A 20750-nucleotide genomic window follows, 5' to 3' on the forward strand; every position below is an offset into this window, starting at 1 on the left:
GGTGAATTCCTGAAAACTGCCCCTGTGGAATAACAAGGCGGCTCACGCAGTCGCCGAAACATAGGGACAAATACATGGGTATTCTGAATATCAGCAAAAAGGGCATGGCCATTGCTCTGTCAGCACAGTTGGTGCTGGCAACACAGGCGGTGACACTGGCGCAGGCCGAAATGCTGGGCACTGATGCGGCGATCAGTAAATATACTGCCTTGTCCAATCGCGCGGTGCTGATGGATGAATTGCAGCGCGGTGATGTGCGCGATCAGATTGTCGCCATGGGCGTTGACCCGGTCGAAGCCGAAGCGCGCCTTGCCGCCCTGTCTGACGCCGAAGTGGCAACTATCCTGACCCAAATGGAAAATGACAGTGCCGGTGCCGACATCCTTGGCATTCTGTTCACGGTCTTTGTGGTTCTACTGGTCACCGATCTGTTGTGCTTTACCCGGTTCTTCAACTTCACCCGGTGCGTACGCTAAGCTTTCTGCGTCGGGCGGCGGCGCTGGCATCGCTTTGCTGGCTCGCCGCCTGTGCCGCGCCTTTTGATCCAGATGCAAGTATCACCGCCGATGTGCCCACGCGGGCGGCGGTGCAGGGCGTGCCTCTGATCGAACAAGCGTCTTTTTATTGCGGGCCTGCTTCTTTGGCGATGGTGATGCAATGGGCCGGGCGGGATGTCACGCAGGATGAGATCGCGGCGCTGTCCTTTACCGCAGGGGCGGGCGGTACCTATACGGCGGATATGATCGGCAGTGCCCGGCGCATGGGCCAGATCGCGGTGGAACTGCGCACGCTTGACCAGCTTTTGGGCGAAGTCGCCGCAGGTCATCCTGTCATTGTCTTTCAAAACCTTGGGGTTGGTATCGCGCCGGTCTGGCACTACGGTGTTGTCACCGGCTATGATCTGCAAACTGATACGGTCTCCCTGAACTCCGGTCAGCAGGCGCAGATGGTGCTGCCTTTTGGCATTTTCGACCGGTCTTGGGAGCGGGGTGATCGCTGGGCGCTGGTGATATTACCGCCGGATCAACTGCCCGCGACTGTGCCTGAGGCGGATGTGCTATCTGCCGCCGCTGGGTTGGAACGGGTAGGGCAGTTGGACGCGGCAGAAACTGCCTATAAAACCGGGGCGGCGCGCTGGCCTGAAAATTGGCTTTGGCAATTCGGGCTGGGCAATACGCGCTATGCGATGGGCGATTTGCGCGGGGCGCGCCGCGCATTGCGCCGCGCCCGTAATTTGGCCCCCGATATTCCGGAAATCCGGGCCAACCTCGCCCATGTAGAACGCGAGATCGCAGGCTGATTAAGAAACCATCTGCAACAGCACACCCGAGATGACCGCCCCTGTCAGCCCCAGCCCGATATAGGCCGCAAAGACCTGTTTATTGACGAGCGACCACACCGCGGCCATCGCAGGGACAGAGCTGACAGCGCCCGCAATGATAAAGGCCATGGCCGCACCCGTCGTCATGCCCTGCGCCATCAACCCGGCCAGAAGCGGCGGCGCGACATAAGAGTTCAGATAGGCAGGCATGCCAACAAAGGCAGAGATGATGATCGGCACGATGCCTTCGCCGCCGACAAGCCGGGCAATCGCCTCTGCCGGGATGTAGGTGACCAGCAACGCCTCGAGGACATAAGCCAGCGCCAGCCATTTGATCAGGAACAGCGCGTTTTGCGTCAGCTCTTTGCAGAAAACGCTACCGCGGGTGCTTTCGGACCAAAACCGCCAGACAGGTTTGCCATCAAACGGGTTTGGTCCGCAGCCACAGCGCGGGGCGATCTGCGCGCGCAGCGGGCTGGCAAACCAGCCTTGCGCCGTCATCGCCTTGATCGCGAAGCCGCCCGCTAGGCCAAGGCTGACAGCAACAATCGCCTTGGCCACTGCAAAGGGCCAGCCAAGTGCGGCGGCGGTGATCATCAATGTGGGCGGGTCAATCAAAGGCGAGGCGAGCCAGAACGCCATGACCGGCGCCAGTGGTGTGCCAAGCGCCAACAGCCCGGCGATAAAGGGGATCACCTCGCAGGAACAGAACGGGGCCAACCCGCCAAACAGCGCAGCCATGACGATCATCCGGCTTTCGCGCCCTTTGAAAGCGCGTGCGACTGAGGCTTCTGCCCCCGCTGCTTTCAACCATGCGATCAGCAGCACGGCAAAAGCGATATAGGGGAGCGTGCCCAGAAAAGCCGCGAGCGCAAAGCGTGTGACCGCGTTGAAATTTGCCGGGTCTACAAGTGCGACGATAATCGGCGCTGCAATTGTGATGGTCCAAGGGCTGGCAAGCTGCCGGGCGAATTGGTCTGCCGGACTGGGAATGGGTTTGCTGATATCTGTCATTGTCTGTTGTCCATATCCACGCAGCATTCCTCAAGAATGAAGGCTGCTAGCTGTTCTAAATGTTTAAAATTGGCGCGGTTCATCACAGTACGTCCCTGCTTTTCCTGCAGGATCAGACCAGCCGCTGTGAGAAATTTCAGGTGGTGAGCGAGGGTTGAAGGCGGGATGCCGGTGCGGCTTTGGATGTCGCCAACCAAAAGACCGGCGCTGCCCGCACGGACAAGCGCCTGCAAAACATCCAGCCGGGATTCGGATCCCATGGCTGAAAAACCCTGTGCCGCAGTAACCTGATCCATCAAATGCTCCCAATGATTCGATATAACTAGAAATATAGAAATGAATGCTCGCGTCAACCCAGATGGCGGCAAAAAGAAACGATGATCGCACATCGGAAATCTGCGTGCCGCAAAAACAGCGACCTTCGTCGCACATGACCTTTCAGCTATGCTGTGCGCATGATGTAGATTGACTAACGTGGCGGAGAACGCAGATGTCAGATCAGATTACATTCACCCTCGACGGTCAGACCGTGCATGCCCAACCGGGTGAAACAATCTGGGATGTCGCAAATGGGCGCGGTCTGGTCATCCCGCATCTGTGTCACAAGCCCAGCCCCGGTTATCGCTCTGACGGGAATTGCCGGGCCTGTATGGTCGCGATCGAAGGCGAGCGGACGCTGGCCGCGTCCTGCATCCGCGAACCCAGTGACGGCATGGTGGTGACCACCGATCAGCCGCGCGAAACCCAAGCGCGCCGCATGGTGATGGAATTACTGGTGGCCGATCAGCCAGAGCAGGCGGTCGCGCATGATAAATCCAGCCATCTTTGGGATATGGCAGCCAAGCAGGATGTCAGCGAAAGCCGCTTTCCCACGATGGATGCCGACCACATTCCGCTGCTTGATGACAGCCATGTGGCGATGTCGGTGAACCTTGATGCCTGCGTTCAATGTGGGCTCTGCGTGCGGGCCTGCCGCGAGGTGCAGGTGAATGACGTAATCGGCATGGCGGGTCGCGGGCATAATGCCTATCCGGTGTTCGACATGGATGATCCGATGGGCGCGTCTTCTTGTGTGGCCTGCGGTGAATGCGTGCAAGCCTGCCCGACCGGCGCGCTTTTGCCTGCGACCGTCACCGATGAAAATCAGCAAGGCGACACGGCGGATTATGATCGTGAGGTGAAATCGGTCTGCCCCTTCTGTGGGGTCGGCTGTCAGGTGTCGCTGAAGGTCAAGGATAACAAGGTCAAATTCGTCGAAGGGATCGACGGCCCCGCGAATGAAGGGCGGCTTTGCGTCAAGGGCCGCTTTGGTTTCGACTATATCCACCACGAACATCGGCTGACCAAGCCGCTGATCCGGCGGGAGGATGCGCCGCCAAAGGGGCTAAACGTCAACCCCGGCAACTGGCAGACCCATTTCCGCGAAGCCACATGGGACGAAGCGTTGGATGTCGCGGCCAAGGGGCTGAAGGATATCGGCGGGCGCGGTGTGGCCGGTTTCGGCTCGGCTAAATGCACGAATGAAGAAGCCTACCTGTTCCAGAAACTGATCCGGCAGGGGTTCGGACACAACAATGTCGACCACTGCACCCGGCTGTGCCATGCCTCTTCCGTGGCCGCGCTGATGGAAAATGTCGGCTCCGGCGCTGTGACCGCGACTTTCAATGAGATCGAAAACGCGGATGTCGCCATCGTCATCGGCGCAAACCCGATCGAAAATCACCCTGTCGCCGCGACCTATTTCAAGCAGTTCACCAAGCGCGGCGGCAAGCTGATCGTCATGGACCCGCGCGGGCAGGCGCTGAAACGGTTTGCCAGCCATATGCTGCAATTCCGCCCCGGCGCGGATGTGTCGATGCTGAACGCGATCATGCATGTGATCGTGGAAGAAAGCCTTTACGATCAGCAATATATCGACGCGTATACCGAGAATTGGGAGGCCGAGAGGAAACACCTCGCCGATTTTACCCCGGAGAAGATGGCCAAGATCTGCGGGATCGAGGCCGAGGTGCTGCGCGATGTTGCCCGGACCTTTGCAGGCGCGAAATCCGCGATGATTTTCTGGGGTATGGGCGTCAGCCAGCATATCCACGGCACCGATAATTCGCGCTGTCTGATCAGCCTCGCGCTGATGACCGGGCAGGTCGGGCGGCCCGGCGCGGGGCTGCACCCGCTGCGAGGTCAAAACAATGTGCAGGGGGCCTCTGACGCGGGGCTGATCCCGATGTTCTTGCCCGATTATCAGCCTGTGGGCGATGACGGGGTGCGCAGTGCGTTCCAAGAGGTCTGGCAGGACGGGCAGATTGATCCACAGCGCGGGCTGACGGTGACGGAAATCCTTGATGCGGTGCATGCGGGCGATATTCAGGGCATGTATATCCTGGGCGAAAACCCGGCCATGTCGGACCCTGATGTGGAACATGCGCGTGACGCGTTGGCCAAGCTGGATCATCTGGTCGTTCAGGATATCTTCATCACCGAAACCGCCAATTTCGCCGATGTGATCCTGCCCGCGAGCGCCTTTGCCGAAAAAACCGGGACGGTCACCAACACCAACCGGCAGGTGCAAATGGGGCGGCCAGCGGTGCCACCACCCGGCGACGCGCGCGAAGATTGGTGGATCACGGTGGAACTGGCAAAGCGGCTGGGCCTGCCCTGGACCTATACGCATCCCTCAGATGTGTTTGGGGAAATGACCAAAGTGATGAAGTCATTTGACAATATTACATGGGATCGGCTCGAAACCCAAAGTGCCGTAACCTACCCTTCGCTGTCACCCGAAGACCCCGGTCAGCCGATTGTCTTTGCCGATGGGTTCCCTCGTCCTGAAGGGCGGGCGCGGTTCACCCCGGCCAATGTGATCGCGCCGGATGAAACGCCGGATGCAGACTATCCGATGATCCTGACAACAGGGCGGCAGCTGGAACATTGGCACACCGGATCCATGACGCGGCGTTCACGCGTGCTGGACGCGGTGGAGCCAGAAGCGAATTGCTCGCTGCATCCATCGACTCTGCGCAAACTGGGGGTGGCGCCGGGCGGTATGCTGCGGCTATCGACGCGGCGCGGAAGCATTGAGATCATGGCCCGTGCTGACCGGGCCGTCTCGCCAGACATGGTATTTCTGCCCTTCGCCTATGTCGAGGCGGCGGCAAATATCCTGACCAATCCGGCGGTCGATCCCTACGGAAAAATCCCAGAGTTCAAGTTCTCGGCCGTGCACGTGGAAGCGTTGGATGTGATGGCGGCCGAATAGGTCGCCATCGTCATAGTGCCAACCATGTCATTACGGCGCTTCTGGATACCCGGCGATACCACCCGCAAAAACAATATCGTCGCTGTTGCCATGGAACGCGCCCCAAAGTGCATCGCCGACTACACCCGAAACCTCGCCGTCAACACCGCGCCACGTCACATCGCCTTCAAAGCCTGTGCCGCTATCGGCGATTTGACCATCCATTGTGAACAAGTCGCTGGTTCCAGTGATTGCATGCGTGTCGAAATCGGCCGTGATCAAGATATCGCCTTTTATAACAACATCAGCAGGCAGATCGGGCTGGGATGCCGCATTGGTGACTTCTGAGACCCAATATTTTGTCTCATAAGTGATGGAACCCGTGGTCGGTCCGGGCTGCACATGGGTCAGGGTATGGTCAGACAGCGTGGCAACACCAAAATACATACGGTCTTCGCCGGTCTCAAAATACCCGACAGCGGCATAAAATGCCCGTTCGCCGCCATCGCCCACATAGTATGTGTGTTCCCGCTCATCTGCCGCATCTGCGTAGTATGATCTGAAAGCTAGAAGGCTGCTACCTTCACCAAACGCTGAAACAGTGGGTCCCTCGTCTACAACAGGATCCGTTCCAGAGCTGGATCCACATGCGGCTAGGTGAAAGGCAAGCAAGGTTGTAACAATTGTACCTGTCTTCATATTGAAAGTCCAATTTATGATTTGTGGTCTGGTGTTGACGAAGCGGTGCGACCGCCGAAGTTTTTTGGAAAGTGATGTCAGCGATGATTATTTCGCGTCAGCGTCTCCACTAATTCCCCCAGTAAACACCGCATTGTTATCGTGGCCATGAAATGCACCGATCATAAAGCTATCGCTCGCAAGCCCGGTGATGTCGCCATCAACCCCACGCCAGGTGACGGTCCCTTCAAAGGTTTCCGCATTCAGGGTTGCATCAATGGTTAACAAATCCGACGTGCCGGTCATCGCCTGGTCGGCAAAATTTGCAGTCATTGTAATTTGGCCTGCGCTGTTAAGATCATTATTTCCCGCAAAAACCGGATTTGACCCAACATTCTGAACCTCCATTATGCGGTAGTTTGCATTGTATGAAACAGTGCCGCTAATGGGCCCGGAAACGCGAGTGGTGGATTGCAACATGGCCAGCGCGCGATAGTCCATTGTATCGTCATTATCGAACCGACCCAGCGCCATGCGATATCCGCCCGGGCCGTTGTCGATACCCAATTCGAGCGATCATGTGCGCGGTTCATCGGCACCGTCGAGGTTCACCAAGAGCTCAGACGTGGTATCCCCTGCGACAAAACCCGACATTGTGGTTGCCGGCACCGTAACGACGTCCGGCGTGTCACTGCCGCCGGAGCAGGCAGACAGGGACAGGGCTGCGAGGCCCATAAGCGTATATTTCTGTTTCACGTGTATTTTCAATTCTTATTTATCCAGCGACATCAGTGGGACAGTCGCCGGTGTAGTTTTGCGATGTGCTGCACGCACAGTGCTTAAGGTTGCTGTTCCTTACCGCTCATGCCGCCTGCAAATACGGTTTCGGGGGTACTTGCATGAAACCCGCCGATAAGCGTGTTGCTTCCATCAGAGTCCCTGCCAACCCCGCCGCGCAGTTCGGCATCCACACCGCGCCAAGTTGCTGTGCCAACAAAGTCATGTCCGTTGAGCATAGCCTCGACGTTGAGAAGCTCTGATGTGCCAGTTACTTCGCCATCATCAAAGTCCGCAGTGATATCGATACGACCATTCGCAACAAAAGGATTATCGTCATCGCTATAAAAGCCAAAATTGTCTGGGCGTTCTGTCATATCGGTCATTTCAAAGACGTGATAATATGTGCGGTAGGTAACGGTACCAGTTGTAGGGGCGGGGCTTATAAAGTCAGTGTCTAAACCGATGTTTGCAGCATATCCGTCAAAGGCGTCATTCGTTACTTTCCCCAGCATAATATTATAACCCATCCCACCAGCTTCCGTACGTTGTACGGAAAGAGGGCGGACGCTTCGGTCAAAGCCGTCGCCGACGGTGTCAAACGACCGAAACTCCGACCGTGTTGGCGCGGGTTCATTTGGTGTGGGTGTAGACGTGCTACTACCGCATCCTGAAAGTGCTATTATGCTGCATATAATTGCTGTTCGGGTTGTGTGCATTGGTGTCGTCCTATTCGGCAAATTCAAAAATAATTGATCAACCTGATCTGTTAGACAGCTAAATCGTTTACTGTAGCGATGTATTGAGATTTGCGACGCCGTGTCCATGTGCTTGATTATAATATAAATTCGCTCGGCGAGATGTTGCCGATCTAGTTAACTGAACGCTTGTTCAAAAAATGATTTGACGGGGCTGGGGGCTTGGTCACAATATGTTCTCCAAGGGGTGTGTCGTTGGGAGGCGACTCATCCCGGCATCGGCGACAAGCCGGTGAGGGAGGAAAAAGTAATGACCGAACCCGCGTCCAGCGGCATCAGAACCGTACCGGACCTTCTGGCCCGTAATGTTGCGCGCCATGGCACCAAAGCGGCTTATCGCGAAAAAGAATTTGGGATTTGGCAAAGCTGGACCTGGGCGCAAGCAGCGGCAGAGATTGACGCGCTGGCGATGGGTCTGCTGACGCTGGGCGCGGCTGTGGGGGATCACATCGCGATTGTGGGCCGCAATCGGCCTGCGCTGTATTGGGCGATGGTTGCCGCACAGCGTGTCGGCTGTGTGCCGGTACCGCTGTATCAGGATGCCGCTGCGGAAGAGATTGCCTATGCCCTTGATCATAGCGGCGCACGGTTTGTGGTCGCTGGCGATCAGGAACAAGTCGACAAGATTGCCGAAATCCGCGACGGGCTGACGGCGCTGGAGCATGTGATCTACCTTGATGGGCGCGGGCTGCGCAAATACGACCATAGCCACATGACATCTTACGCGAATGTGCAGGCGGCGGGCCGCAAATCAGGGCAGATCGCAGAGGTTAACGCACGCACGGGCGCGCGTACGCCTGATGACACAGCAGTGATGCTTTACACATCGGGCACCACGGGGCGGCCCAAGGGCGTGGTCCTGTCGCATCGCAATGTAATTGCGACATCTGAAAACTCTGCTGCGTTCGATCATTTGCAGGCGGGGGATGAGGTACTGGCCTATCTACCCATGGCTTGGGTGGGGGATTTCATTTTTTCCATCGGGCAAGCGATGTGGACCGGGTTCTGCGTGAACTGCCCTGAAAGCGCCGACACGATGATGACCGACCTGCGCGAGATTGGCCCCACCTATTTCTTTGCCCCGCCCCGCGTGTTCGAAACCCAGCTGACCAGCGTGATGATCCGGATGGAAGATGTAGGTCGCATCAAGAAATGGCTGTTTGATCACTATATGGGCGTAGCACGGCGCGTTGGTCCGGCGATTCTGGATGGGAATCCTGTCAGCGGGATTGACCGGCTAAGCTATTGGTTGGGCAATCTGCTGATTTATGGCCCGCTGAAAAATACGCTGGGCCTGAGCCGGGTGCGCGTTGGCTATACGGCGGGGGAGGCGATCGGGCCGGAGATCTTTGATTTCTATCGTGCGCTGGGCATCAACCTGAAACAGCTCTACGGCCAGACAGAGGCCACAGTGTTCATCACCCAGCAGCCCGACGGCGAGGTGCGCAGCGATACCGTTGGCGTACCGTCCCCCGGTGTAGAGCTGAAAATCGGCGATACGGGTGAGGTGTTTTACCGGTCCCCCGGGACCTTTGTCGCCTATTACAAAAACGCCGAAAGCACCGCAGATACCAAGGATGCCGAAGGCTGGGTCGCGACCGGTGATGCGGGCTTTATCGAAGAAGGCACCGGGCATCTGCGTATCATTGATCGGGCCAAGGATGTGGGCAAGATGGCGGGTGGCCGTCTGTTTGCGCCGAAATACGTGGAAAATAAGCTTAAATTCTATCCTAATATTCTTGAGGCCGTTGTGTTCGGGGCGAACCGATCCAATTGCGTTGCTTTCATCAATATTGACCTGACTGCGGTCGGCAACTGGGCGGAGCGGAACAATATCGCCTATTCCAGCTATCAGGAATTGTCGCAGCACCCTGCTGTGCTGAAAATGATTGCGGGGCATGTGGCAGAGGTGAACCAGTCTGTCGCAGCGGATGAGATGCTGGCGGGCTGTCAGATCCATCGCTTCCTTGTGCTGCACAAAGAACTTGACGCCGATGACGGCGAAATCACCCGCACCCGCAAGGTCCGCCGCCGGATGGTGGAAGAGAAATACGCGGACTTGATTGCCGCGCTCTATAGCGGCGCGGCAGAGATCTATACGGAGACCGAAGTGACCTATGAGGATGGCCGCAAGGGGAAGATCAAGGCGACACTGGATTTGCAGGATGCAGAGATTGTCGCAGTAGAACATCAGGTGGCTGCGGAATGACGGTGCGCCGCTCAGCTGCGCTGTCGCCCCGCCCGCCATCCCGACAGAAGGTCTGCGCGTGAAGGATACTGTAGAACCCTATACCACCCCGGATGGTCGTCAGATCGGTGACGTACTGATGGATATGCGCAATATCACCCTGCGCTTTGGCGGAGTGGAGGCGATCAAGGATATCTCTTTCGATATTCGCGAGGGCGAGATCCGGGCGATTATCGGGCCGAACGGGGCGGGCAAGTCGTCCATGCTCAACGTCATTTCGGGCTTTTATCATCCACAAGACGGCAAGGTCTGGTTTCGCGGCGAAAAGCGTCCGCCGATGAAGCCCTATCAGGTCGCGCGGCTGGGTATTGCGCGGACCTTTCAGAATATCGCCCTTTTCGAAGGGATGAGCGTGCTCGACAACGTCATGACGGGTCGCCTGACCCATATGAAAACGAATATGTTCTGGCAGGCGCTCTGGATGGGCCGGGCCGAGGCGGAAGAGGTCGCCAATCGCGAAATAGTTGAACAGATCATTGATTTCTTGGAAATTCAGGCGATCCGCAAAACGCCTGTCGGGCGGCTTCCCTATGGGCTGAAGAAACGGGTGGAGCTGGCGCGGGCGCTGGCTGCTGAACCGAAACTCCTCCTTCTTGATGAACCTATGGCGGGCATGAATGTGGAAGAGAAAGAGGACATGAGCCGCTTTATCCTCGACGTGAATGATGAATTTGGGACCACAATTGCGCTGATCGAACATGATATGGGGGTTGTGATGGATATCAGCGACCGGGTGGTGGTGATGGATTACGGGCGTAAGATCGGGGACGGCACGCCCGATGAGGTGCGCGGTAATCAAGAGGTGATCGATGCTTATTTGGGGGTGGCGCATGAATAGTCGCGGCGCTGTCCCGGACATGATCCGAGACTTCTACATCAACCACCAGCAAGAGACCCCGTATCAGCCCAGGGACTGTGGAGGCGCGCATGTCTACTGATTTCCTTTACGGCATCGAAGTTATTATCAACGGTCTGATGGCCGGGGTGCTTTATGCGCTGGTCGCGCTGGGCTTTGTGCTGATTTTCAAAGCCTCTGGCATTTTCAACTATGCCCAAGGGGTCATGGCGCTTTTCGCGGCGCTAACGCTTGTGGGGATCATGGAAGGGCAAGTGCCGTTCAGCCATTTGATCAACGCGGTCTTTGGGGCCGATATCCATCATTTCGGCTGGCACGTGCCGGCCTTGCTGGCCATCGCCTTGACGGTGATTTTGATGATCGGCTTTGCCTGGGCCGTGCAGCATTTCGTGTTCCGCCATCTTGTTGGGCAGGAACCGATCATTCTGTTCATGGCGACCATCGGGCTGGCCTATTTCCTTGAAGGGATCGGCGATCTGATGTGGGGGTCGGACATCAAGACGCTCGCCTTGGGCCTACCTCAGGGCGGGTCGCGCTGGGTGGAGGATATCACAGCGGGGCTGGGCGGCGATGATTTCTACGGCTTCTTCATCGACAAGCTGGATATGCTGGCGACACTGGTGGCGGCGGTACTGGTCGCAGGGCTGATCGTCTTTGCACAATACACCAAGCAGGGCCGTGCGATGCGGGCTGTGGCTGACGATCATCAGGCGGCACTATCCGTGGGGATTTCCCTGAATTTCATCTGGGTGCTGGTTTGGTCGCTGGCAGGCATGGTGGCTCTTGTGGCGGGTGTCATGTGGGGCGCGAAATCTGGGGTACAGTTTTCGCTGTCGCTGATCGCGCTCAAGGCGCTGCCGGTGTTGATGCTGGGCGGGTTCACCTCCATCCCCGGCGCGATTGTCGGCGGGCTGATCATCGGGGTGGGCGAGAAGCTGTTCGAATACACTATCGGCGCACCCTTCCTAGGCGGCGCGACCGAGAATTGGTTTGCCTATATGCTGGCGCTGATTTTCTTGGTGTTCCGGCCGCAGGGTTTATTTGGGGAGAAGATCATTGAACGGGTCTAGGTTTCTCTACCGGCGTCTGTGTACCGGCGTTGCTGCCCGTAAGGTGGGTTTTAACCCACCCTACTTAAAGGAGGTATTCTGATGCTCTACCGTGAAGCTGGAGACTTCAAAACCTCCTATCATGCCGACAGTCAAACCTTTCCGATCAGGTTTGACCGGATCGGGTTTTGGGTCATCATGGTGATTGCCTTTCTTGTGATCCCTTTCATGATCAATGACTACTGGGCAAATGCGATCTTTGTGCCTTTCCTGATCTACGCCATCGCAGCCATCGGGTTGAATATCCTGACAGGCTATTGCGGGCAGGTGTCGCTGGGTACAGGCGGGTTCATGGCGGTGGGGGCCTATGCTTGTTACAAGCTGATGACGGGTTTCCCGGATGTTTCGATTGTGATCCACATCGTCCTTGCCGGTGGGATCACGGCGGTCGTAGGGGCGGCTTTTGGGCTGCCGTCATTACGGATCAAAGGGTTTTATCTGGCCGTGGCCACGCTTGCGGCGCAGTTTTTTCTCGTCTGGCTCTTCAACAAAGTGGCTTGGTTTTATAACTACTCTGCCTCTGGCCAGATCAACGCGCCGGAACGGTTTGTGGCGGAGGTGGCGGTAACTGGGCCGAATACGGCCCCGGCGGCGCAATATCTGATCTGCCTTGTCTTCCTGACATTTTGCGCGCTGATCGCACGGAACCTGACGCGCGGGACCATCGGGCGCAGTTGGATGGCGATCCGGGACATGGATATCGCGGCCGAGATTATCGGAGTGAACCCGCTGCGCGCCAAGCTGACGGCCTTTGCCGTCTCGTCATTCTTCGTCGGCATCGCCGGGGCGCTGTTTTTCAGCGTCTATCTGGGCGCGGTGGAAGTGGGCGAAGCCTTTGGCATCCAGAAATCATTCCTCGTGTTGTTCATGATCATCATCGGCGGATTGGGGTCGATCTTTGGCAGTTTGGCCGGGGCGGCGTTTCTCGTGCTGTTGCCGGTTGCGTTAAAGGTGGTTGGGGTAAACGTACTGGGCTGGCCCACCGATCTGGTCGCGCATCTGCAACTGGTGATCGTCGGCGGGCTGATCATGTTCTTCCTGATCAAGGAACCGCATGGGCTGGCGCAGATCTGGCGGCTGACGAAAGAAAAACTGCGGCTCTGGCCGTTCCCCTATTAGCGCGCGGCGGAGGTCACGGATCAAGTCCGGGACGACGTTGCGCATGAGGTATTGGTACAATCTATGGGAGGAAAGAACCGATGAAGATCAAGACACTGGCCGCAATGGCTTTTGCAGGTACGATAGCTGCCGGCCCGGCGCTGGCCGAATTGGTCATCCCCGATCTGAGTTACCGGACCGGGCCTTATGCCGCGGGGGGTACGCCATTTTCGGACGGGTATCAGGACTATTTCAACCTGCTCAACGCCCGTGATGGTGGCATCGGGGGGGAGGTCGTACGTATTCTTGAATGCGAGACCGGCTATAACACCGAAAAAGGTGTGGAATGCTATGAAAGCACCAAGGGCGAAGGCGCGCTGATTTATCAACCGCTGTCCACCGGGATCACCTATCAGCTGATCCCCAAGGCCACCGCCGACAATATCCCGATGCATACGCTGGGATATGGCCGGACCTCTGCCGCGAATGGCGAGGTGTTCAACTGGGTCTTTAACTACCCGGCCAACTATTGGGACGCGGCCAGCGTGGCGGTGAACTACCTGCTGGATGAGAATGGCGACGATCTAGATGGTAAGAAGATCGCGCTGGTCTATCATAACTCCGCCTACGGCAAGGAGCCGATCCGCACGCTAGAGGCGCTGTCGGAGATGCATGGGTTCGAACTGACCCAACTGGCAGTGGATCACCCCGGTCAGGAGCAAAAATCGCAATGGCTGCAAATCCGCCGTGAACGGCCCGATTATGTGATCATGTGGGGCTGGGGTGTGATGAACCAGGTCGCCGTGCAAGAGGCTGCGAATATCGGCTTTCCGATGGAAAACTTCATCGGCAACTGGTGGGCCGGGGCCGAACATGACGTCACCCCTGCGGGCATGGCCGCTGATGGCTATAAGTCCCTGAACATGAACCGTGTGCAGGACTACCCGGTGCTGGATGAGATCAAGACGCTCGTCCATGATGCGGGCAATGCGGCGGGTGACGGGTCGAACCTTGGCTCAGTACTTTATGTGCGAGGCATGTATACCGCGATGTTGGCCGCCGATGCGATTGCCAAGGCGCAGGAAATCCACGGGGTGTCAGATGTGACCCCGCCCATGGTTCGCGACGGGCTGGAAGCGCTGGAAATGACCAATGCCCGCATGGCTGAATTGGGTATGGAAGGCATCGGACCGGAATTCTCTGCCAGCTGCCAGAACCACGGCGGTTCGGGGCAGGGTCTTGTGCAGCAATGGAACGCGGCGGACGGGGTTTGGGTCCCACTGACCGATTTCATCGCACCCGACGATTCCGTCATTGATCCGCTGATCGCCGAGGATTCAGCCGCCTTTGCCGCCGAAAACGGCATCACGCCGGGCTGCCTGTAACCTGATCTGATCCGGGCGGCCCCAATGGTCGCCCGGTCCCAACCGGAGACATCCCATGCTGGACAGCGCCAAGACGGAAACCCTGCTTGAGGTCAATAATATCGAGGTGATCTATAATCACGTCATCCTCGTGCTCAAAGGCGTGTCGCTGAACGTGCCCAAGGGCGGGATCACGGCGCTGTTGGGGGGCAATGGCGCGGGCAAGACCACGACGCTCAAGGCGATTTCCAACCTGCTACATTCTGAACGCGGCACAGTAACCAAAGGGTCAATCCAATATCGCGGTGCTCGTGTGCAGGATTTGTCCCCCGAAGCGCTGGTCAAGATGGGCGTCATTCAGGTGATGGAAGGGCGGCATTGCTTCGAACACCTGACGGTGGAGGAAAACCTGATGACCGGCGCCTATACCCGCAACGATGGCGCAGGGGCTGTCAGTGCGGACCTTGATATGGTCTACACCTATTTCCCCCGGCTGAAAGAACGGCGCAAAAGCCAGGCGGGATATACATCGGGCGGAGAACAGCAAATGTGCGCCATCGGGCGGGCGCTGATGTCGCGGCCCGAAACGATCCTGCTGGATGAACCTTCCATGGGGCTCGCCCCGCAACTGGTCGAGGAAATCTTTACCATCGTGAAGAACCTCAACGAACAGGAAGGCGTGTCCTTTTTACTTGCTGAGCAGAACACCAATGTCGCCCTGCGGTTCGCGCATCAGGGCTATATCCTTGAAAGCGGGCGGGTCGTGATGGAAGGCCCGGCAAAGGAGTTGCGCGAGAACCCGGACGTCAAGGAATTCTACCTTGGCATGTCTGACGAAGGGCGTAAAAGCTTCCGCGACGTGCGCAGCTACCGGCGTAGAAAGCGGTGGCTGGCTTGATGAAAACTCTTTCTTGCGGAGTTCAGAATTCTTTTGGAGCATGAGCAGGGTCGGGTTTGAGTCCTTACCAACCGATGCTGCATGGATCATTAATCTCGGCTTTCGCACCGACCTCACTGGGTCAACAACTGTGCGGCAATCGCTTTTGCGCGAGCATAGCTCTCTTTGTCGCCAAGCGACATATGCGTTACTGTTGCCCCCTCGATGAGCATAAATAGGGATTTGGGCACACTTTCTGGCTGTGCCAAATCGAGCGGCAAACAAAGAGAATAAAGGCGATCCAAAAACCGCATTTTGTACTGCCGAGCAATTTCGCCGATTTCATTTTGAGAAGCACTATACTCAGTAAGAGCGCTTACGAAATAACAGCCATTGAAGTCCGGTCTCCTAGACCAGTCCTGCATACCATCAAAGCAGCTTAGAATTTGGTCTTCTGCTCTAGGACCGGCGCGAACAATAAATGTCTCAAGATGCGCGGCCAACCGATCACCGCGTCTTCGCAACGTCTCGCAAATTAGCGCATTCTTACTTTTGAAACCTTTATATAGCGTCATTTTCGCGACGCCTGCATCCGCTAGTACGCGATCTACTGAGACACCCTTGAAACCCTCTTTCGAAAAGATGGCTTCGGCCGTTTGTAGCAAAAATTCACGCTTTGGCGCTGGCATGGGCAAGGTTCCGAAACAAGGTACTTGCACTGAGTAGACTGTATCGTCTACTCAGTGCAAGTAGGTAGACTATACAGTCTACTATCTGGCTTGATCTGGAGATGGCGATGAAACGTTTTTGGAAGCGAACCCTGGTAACCGTTCTTGCGCTAATTGTAGGTTTAGTTGGCGCTTCGGAAATTTGGCCCGAACGCGCAGCCAAATTGTTACTGGCCAGTCTAAATTTGTCAGCAGGCCTGCAAAGAAAATCCGTGGAAACGTCTTTTGGCAAAGTGCATTATTTGGAGGGTGGCGAAGGGCAGACCGTCGTATTTCTTCATGGCATCTATGCTTTGAAAGAACATTGGGTCGACATGTCCCGCCACGTCTCGGATGATTATCGTGTGATATTGCTTGATTTGCCGGGGTTTGGTCAAAATCGACGGCTTGATCCTGCGCAATACGACTATGAGCGTCAGGCCCAAAATGTGCTTGAAGCGCTTAACGAGATTGGCGTCGACCAATTCCACGTTGCCGCCAACTCAATGGGGGCACAAATCGCTGGACAAATTGCGGCGTCGATCCCCGAGCGCGTACAATCAGTTGCCTTTATCGGCAGCCCTGTCGGTATTAGCTCCCCTACGCCAAGTGACATGGAGCAGGCAATCGCGCGCGGGCATTTGCCGTTGGTTGTGACTTCTTATGATGAATACGATGCCCGTATGGCATGGCTGTTTCCCGAAGAACCCTTCATTCCGCGGCCTATAGCACGTTTCTGGGCCTCAAGCGAAGTGTCGAACGCTGAAAGCAACGTGGTAATTTGGAACGCCGTCGCTTCAAGTAACGTCCCCAAGCTTGAGGAATTGGCAACAAGTATTGTTCAACCAACCCTCGTGCTTTGGTGCGAAGAAGACAGAATTTTTCATCCTTCCGGTGCTGAAGTTTTTGCGGATGCCCTACCAAACGCAACACTTGTTATCGCCTCCGACTGTGGGCATCTGCCCATGTTGGATAAGCCTGCAGAGACTGCGCGGATCCTAAGTGATTTTATAAACTGACATCTTAAACCCGACATTGGCGCAACTGCAGCGAAAGAGCGCTTCGCCCCGCACAGCAGCCGCACCCAAACATCCCCCTTGATATCGCATAACACCCATGTTCCCCCTAGCTTTCGCCTGTCCGACCCGGCACCATAACCGGATCAGGGACAGGAGATTGCAATGACGACCTATTACGACGATCTGGAAACTCGCGACCCCGACGAACGTGCAGCGGCCCAACTGGCAGCACTGTCTGCGCAGGTCGCCCTTGTCAGGGATCGCGATGGGAGTTGCCTGCCGGATATTGCAATCAATGCGCTTTCTGACCTTGCGAAGTTTCCGGTCCTACGCAAATCCGATCTCTCTGCCTGGCAAAAGGACACGCCGCCTTTCGGGGGTATCCACACCAGCAATGTCACCCATATCTTTCAGTCCCCCGGGCCGATCTATGAACCTGGCGGGTCGTCGCATGATTGGTGGCGGTTCGGGCGCTTTTTGCAGGCCTGTGGGATCGGGCGTGACGATATTGTGCAGAATTGCTTTGGCTACCACCTGACCCCGGCAGGCACGATGTTCGAAAACGGCGCGCGGGCGGTGGGGGCTGCTGTGCTGCCTGCGGGCACGGGTCAGACCGAATTGCAGGTACAGGCCGCCGCCGATATCGGCACCACCGCTTATGCGGGCACGCCGGATTACCTGAAGGTGATCCTCGAAAAAGCGGATGCGCTGGGGGTGGCGTTAAAAATCACCAAGGCGGCTGTGTCCGGTGGTGCGCTTTTCCCGCAACTGCGCCAGTATTATGCTGATCGGGGGATCAGCTGCTTGCAATGTTATGCCACTGCCGATTTGGGGCATATCGCCTATGAAACCATACCCGGCGAAGGCATGGTTGTGGACGAGGGCGTGATCGTTGAAATCGTGACCCCCGGCACCGGCGATCCGGTCCCGGCGGGTGAGGTGGGAGAAGTTGTCGTCACATCCTTGAATCCTGACTATCCCCTGATCCGCTTTGCCACCGGTGATATGAGCGCGGTGATGGAGGGGCCCAGCCCCTGCGGACGGACCAATATGCGGATTAAAGGCTGGCTGGGTCGCGCCGATCAGACGACCAAGATCAAGGGGATGTTTGTACGCCCCGAACAAGTTGCCGAACTGGTGCGGCGCACCGGGGTAGACCGCGCCCGCGTCATCGCTGACCGGGATGGCGACAGTGATACAATGATTGTCCAAGTGGAGGGCGACGGGCCGGATCAGGCCGCGCTTGCCACTGCAATCAAGGATATTCTGAAACTGAAAGGCGACGTGCAGTGTTATCCACAAGGTACGCTGCCACGCGACGGGCTCGTGATCCAAGATCGGCGCAGCTACGAGACTTGAATAATAAGGACGACGAATATGCGCCTCTTTCCTCTGATTGCTAGCCTTTCCGGGCTGGCCCTGCCTGCTGTTGCTGATGATGCGGCCCTGTTGATCGGGGTCGAACGGTATCAGGAACTTCGGCGGGCCAGCAACGGCACCGATGTTCTGGCCGGGGCCGAGGCGCTGCGCGGTGCAGGCTATGCGGTCAGCACGCTGGCCAATGGCGGCTCTGCCGATATGCGGCGGCTTGTGCAGCGTTTTGCAGCAGAGGCCGCGGATGCCAACCGGCTGGTCGTCGGTCTTTCCGGGCGCTTCGTGACTGATGGCAGTCGCACATGGCTGTTGGCCGCCAATGCAGATGAACCTAGCCTGTTCGACACGCGCGAGATGTTGTCGGTGGACAGCTTGATGCAAATCCTCGCCCGCACGCCCGGGCAGGCCGTATTGGTCTTGGGCTACGATCAGGGCGCTGATGACAACCTCAACACCTATCTACGGCAGGGCGTCGGTGATCTGGAGATTCCACAGGGCGTCACCGTGCTCTATGGCGAGGCAAATGTCAGCGATGATGTCATTAGCGACGCGCTGACAGAACCAGGGGAAAACGTCATCGGCTTTGCCAATGATGCACGCTGGTTGCAGGTTGCCGGCTATCAGCCGCGCGTGCTCGTCATGCAGTCGGAAGAAGCGCAAGGTGATGCAGCGCCTGTTGTTGTCCCACCTATTGACAGCACCTATCCGCTCTGGATGCGCGCGCAAGAGGTGGACACGGCGGATGCTTACCGCGGTTTCCTTTTCGACTACCCCGACAGCCCCTACGCGGACCAAGCACGCGACCGGCTGGACGCTATCGAAAACAATCCACAGCGCCTAGCCGAACAGACCGAAGATGAATTGAACCTGACGTCGACACAGCGCCGGGGCATTCAGCAGGACCTGACCTTGCTAGATTACAACACACGCGGGGTGGACGGAATCTTTGGTCCCGGCTCGCGCACTGCCATTCGCAACTGGCAGCAGGAAAATGGCTATACCCAAACTTCCTTTCTAACCCGTGAACAGATCCTACGGCTTGATGCGCAGGCCAGTCGCCGTGCCACTGAAATCGAAGCGGAGGAAGAACGCGAACGCGCAGAACAGGAACGGCTCGATCGTGCCTTCTGGGACGAAACAGGTGCGCGCGGGGATGAAGCAGGCTATCGGGCCTATCTCGACCGCTACCCCGAGGGTATGTTTTCCGAGGAAGCAAGCCAAAAGCTCAGCGAAATGAGTAATGCCGATGCCGCAGCAGATGAAGAGGCGCTGAATATCAACCCAGTGCTGGCACGTCTGATCGAAAGCAGGTTGTCGCAGCTTGGCTACGGCCCCGGCCGGGTTGACGGCCGGTTCGATGCAAATACGCGTCAGGCGATCAGCCGCTATCAGGCGGATCGGAACCTGCCCGCGACCGGCTACCTGAACCAACCGACATTGGCGCGGTTGCTGACAGACACGTTTGGACGGTGAAAATCGTCCCGCTTTGGGAACGGCCCGATCTGATCGGGCCGACCGCCGCACTCTTTCGCGACATCTGGCCAGACCACTATGGGCCGGGCGGGGCAGGTGACGCGCAGGCCGACCTACAGAATAGATGCCGCGCTCAAGGGCTACCCTATGCTATGCTGTGCGTCGGGAACAATGGGCGGGTATTGGGCAGCGGTAGCCTGAGCGGGCAATCCTTCGGGCAAGAGCCTGGCGAAGGTCTCTGGCTGGTCGGTCTCTGCGTTGTTGCAGGACAGCGCCGAAAGGGCATCGGGGCAGGGCTGGTAAAAGCGCTCGCGCAGCATGCGCGCAGTCAGGACTATAGCGACTTATATACAACCACCCAAAACGCCGCCGGGCTGTTGCGGTCGCTGGGATGGGTGACGCTCCGCGACATTGGTAATGATGACGCGCGGTGGCAGGTCTTGAGAAAAGCGTTGTAAGTCGTATCGGTTCGGGCGGCGCAAGATTGTGTCTGCGGACGATCACCCCTGTCATAGCTATAAGATGCATCCCGGTTCGGCGCGGATGAGCATGACGGTGCGCCAAAAACAGCCGATCATCCGTTTCAGTGTTCGCGGCGCGCGCGCCTTTCCGTTTTCTCTTAGGAGATTTGCCCTGCATCGGTGCCGGCATGAGTCCGCAGGGCTTTTTGCACCCTGAATCTAGGGAATCGACCTCGGCCACGCGTCGCAACAGGTGAATCGAGGGCGATTCCACCTTGTCTTGCCTTGTGCGTCCTTGCGTTTCTTGTGTTGATGTTTGTGTTGAGCGCTAGATTTTGTGTTGAGTGTTTTTGTTTTGCCTAAGAATAATGCGTTGTTGGT

Annotated in this window: 20 protein-coding genes; 13 read left to right on the forward strand and 7 right to left on the reverse strand. The window is 57.2% G+C overall.

The annotated features are described in order from the left end of the window. The first annotated feature begins 74 nt into the window (after nt 1-74). Together ACJ5NV_RS07860 and ACJ5NV_RS07865 are read left to right on the forward strand one after the other, a co-directional pair. Nucleotides 75-476 carry a PA2779 family protein gene (locus ACJ5NV_RS07860; protein WP_411643096.1) on the forward strand — a complete coding sequence of 134 codons (402 nt, stop codon included), beginning with the start codon at nt 75-77 and terminating at the stop codon, nt 474-476. Then, nucleotides 464-1300: a PA2778 family cysteine peptidase gene (locus ACJ5NV_RS07865; RefSeq protein WP_411643097.1), complete on the forward strand. Its 837-nt coding sequence runs from the start codon at nt 464-466 to the stop codon at nt 1298-1300. Before ACJ5NV_RS07860 ends, ACJ5NV_RS07865 begins: the two co-directional genes overlap by 13 nt. On the opposite strand, the gene ACJ5NV_RS07870 is transcribed toward ACJ5NV_RS07865, so the two are convergent. Then, complete coding sequence (locus ACJ5NV_RS07870) at nt 1301-2335, reverse strand: permease (RefSeq protein ID WP_411643098.1); 1035 nt, start codon at nt 2333-2335, stop codon at nt 1301-1303. Continuing rightward, nucleotides 2332-2631, reverse strand: a complete 300-nt coding sequence (locus tag ACJ5NV_RS07875) for an ArsR/SmtB family transcription factor (RefSeq protein WP_411643099.1) — start codon at nt 2629-2631, stop codon at nt 2332-2334. Before ACJ5NV_RS07875 ends, ACJ5NV_RS07870 begins: the two co-directional genes overlap by 4 nt. 194 nt (nt 2632-2825) lie before the next feature. Between ACJ5NV_RS07875 and fdhF the strand changes: the two genes are divergently transcribed. Further along, on the forward strand, nt 2826-5591 hold the full coding sequence (gene fdhF / locus ACJ5NV_RS07880) for a formate dehydrogenase subunit alpha (protein ID WP_411643100.1): 2766 nt from the start codon (nt 2826-2828) through the stop codon (nt 5589-5591). 30 nt (nt 5592-5621) lie between these two features. Here fdhF and ACJ5NV_RS07885 read toward each other — a convergent pair whose 3' ends face one another. The 4 genes from ACJ5NV_RS07885 to ACJ5NV_RS07900 form a co-directional block, all read right to left on the reverse strand. Beyond that, complete coding sequence (locus ACJ5NV_RS07885) at nt 5622-6269, reverse strand: hypothetical protein (RefSeq protein ID WP_411643101.1); 648 nt, start codon at nt 6267-6269, stop codon at nt 5622-5624. Between the two features lie 87 nt (nt 6270-6356). Next, on the reverse strand, nt 6357-6815 hold the full coding sequence (locus tag ACJ5NV_RS07890; RefSeq protein WP_411643102.1) for a hypothetical protein: 459 nt from the start codon (nt 6813-6815) through the stop codon (nt 6357-6359). 9 nt (nt 6816-6824) lie between these two features. Next, nucleotides 6825-7004 carry a hypothetical protein gene (locus tag ACJ5NV_RS07895; protein ID WP_411643103.1) on the reverse strand — a complete coding sequence of 60 codons (180 nt, stop codon included), beginning with the start codon at nt 7002-7004 and terminating at the stop codon, nt 6825-6827. Between the two features lie 83 nt (nt 7005-7087). Beyond that, on the reverse strand, nt 7088-7555 hold the full coding sequence (locus ACJ5NV_RS07900; RefSeq protein ID WP_411643104.1) for a HupA family protein: 468 nt from the start codon (nt 7553-7555) through the stop codon (nt 7088-7090). A gap of 478 nt (nt 7556-8033) precedes the next feature. Between ACJ5NV_RS07900 and ACJ5NV_RS07905 the strand changes: the two genes are divergently transcribed. The 6 genes from ACJ5NV_RS07905 to ACJ5NV_RS07930 all read left to right on the forward strand — a co-directional run bounded on the left by ACJ5NV_RS07905 (nt 8034) and on the right by ACJ5NV_RS07930 (nt 15356). Further along, nucleotides 8034-9992, forward strand: coding sequence for an AMP-binding protein (locus ACJ5NV_RS07905; RefSeq protein ID WP_411643105.1), 1959 nt, complete (start codon nt 8034-8036; stop codon nt 9990-9992). Nucleotides 9993-10110: 118 nt separating this feature from the next. Next, nucleotides 10111-10869, forward strand: coding sequence for an ABC transporter ATP-binding protein (locus ACJ5NV_RS07910; RefSeq protein WP_411643137.1), 759 nt, complete (start codon nt 10111-10113; stop codon nt 10867-10869). Between the two features lie 89 nt (nt 10870-10958). Then, nucleotides 10959-11957 (forward strand): branched-chain amino acid ABC transporter permease, encoded by a 999-nt coding sequence (locus ACJ5NV_RS07915; RefSeq protein WP_411643106.1) that lies wholly within the window; start codon nt 10959-10961, stop codon nt 11955-11957. An 81-nt stretch (nt 11958-12038) separates the two neighbouring features. Continuing rightward, complete coding sequence (locus ACJ5NV_RS07920) at nt 12039-13115, forward strand: branched-chain amino acid ABC transporter permease (RefSeq protein ID WP_411643107.1); 1077 nt, start codon at nt 12039-12041, stop codon at nt 13113-13115. Between the two features lie 80 nt (nt 13116-13195). Next, entirely contained in the window at nt 13196-14479 is a 1284-nt protein-coding gene (locus tag ACJ5NV_RS07925) for an ABC transporter substrate-binding protein (protein WP_411643109.1), read from the forward strand. A 55-nt stretch (nt 14480-14534) separates the two neighbouring features. After that, on the forward strand, nt 14535-15356 hold the full coding sequence (locus ACJ5NV_RS07930; protein WP_411643111.1) for an ABC transporter ATP-binding protein: 822 nt from the start codon (nt 14535-14537) through the stop codon (nt 15354-15356). 113 nt (nt 15357-15469) lie between these two features. On the opposite strand, the gene ACJ5NV_RS07935 is transcribed toward ACJ5NV_RS07930, so the two are convergent. Beyond that, nucleotides 15470-16024: a TetR/AcrR family transcriptional regulator gene (locus ACJ5NV_RS07935; protein WP_411643113.1), complete on the reverse strand. Its 555-nt coding sequence runs from the start codon at nt 16022-16024 to the stop codon at nt 15470-15472. 107 nt (nt 16025-16131) lie between these two features. On the opposite strand from ACJ5NV_RS07935, the gene ACJ5NV_RS07940 reads away from it, so the two are divergent. From ACJ5NV_RS07940 to ACJ5NV_RS07955, 4 genes are all read left to right on the forward strand, one after another. After that, entirely contained in the window at nt 16132-17061 is a 930-nt protein-coding gene (locus tag ACJ5NV_RS07940) for an alpha/beta fold hydrolase (RefSeq protein WP_411643114.1), read from the forward strand. 162 nt (nt 17062-17223) lie between these two features. Beyond that, the gene (locus ACJ5NV_RS07945) at nt 17224-18420 is read left to right on the forward strand and encodes a phenylacetate--CoA ligase family protein (RefSeq protein WP_411643116.1); all 1197 of its coding nucleotides are present in this window, start codon (nt 17224-17226) and stop codon (nt 18418-18420) included. A gap of 18 nt (nt 18421-18438) precedes the next feature. Further along, nucleotides 18439-19908, forward strand: a complete 1470-nt coding sequence (locus ACJ5NV_RS07950; RefSeq protein WP_411643118.1) for a peptidoglycan-binding domain-containing protein — start codon at nt 18439-18441, stop codon at nt 19906-19908. Continuing rightward, nucleotides 19905-20366 carry a GNAT family N-acetyltransferase gene (locus ACJ5NV_RS07955; RefSeq protein ID WP_411643119.1) on the forward strand — a complete coding sequence of 154 codons (462 nt, stop codon included), beginning with the start codon at nt 19905-19907 and terminating at the stop codon, nt 20364-20366. The genes ACJ5NV_RS07950 and ACJ5NV_RS07955 overlap by 4 nt, the downstream gene beginning before the upstream one ends. Nucleotides 20367-20750: the final 384 nt, after the last annotated feature.

It is taken from the genome of Loktanella agnita (genome assembly GCF_046640325.1).
GTDB classification, from domain to species: Bacteria; Pseudomonadota; Alphaproteobacteria; order Rhodobacterales; family Rhodobacteraceae; genus Yoonia; species Yoonia agnita.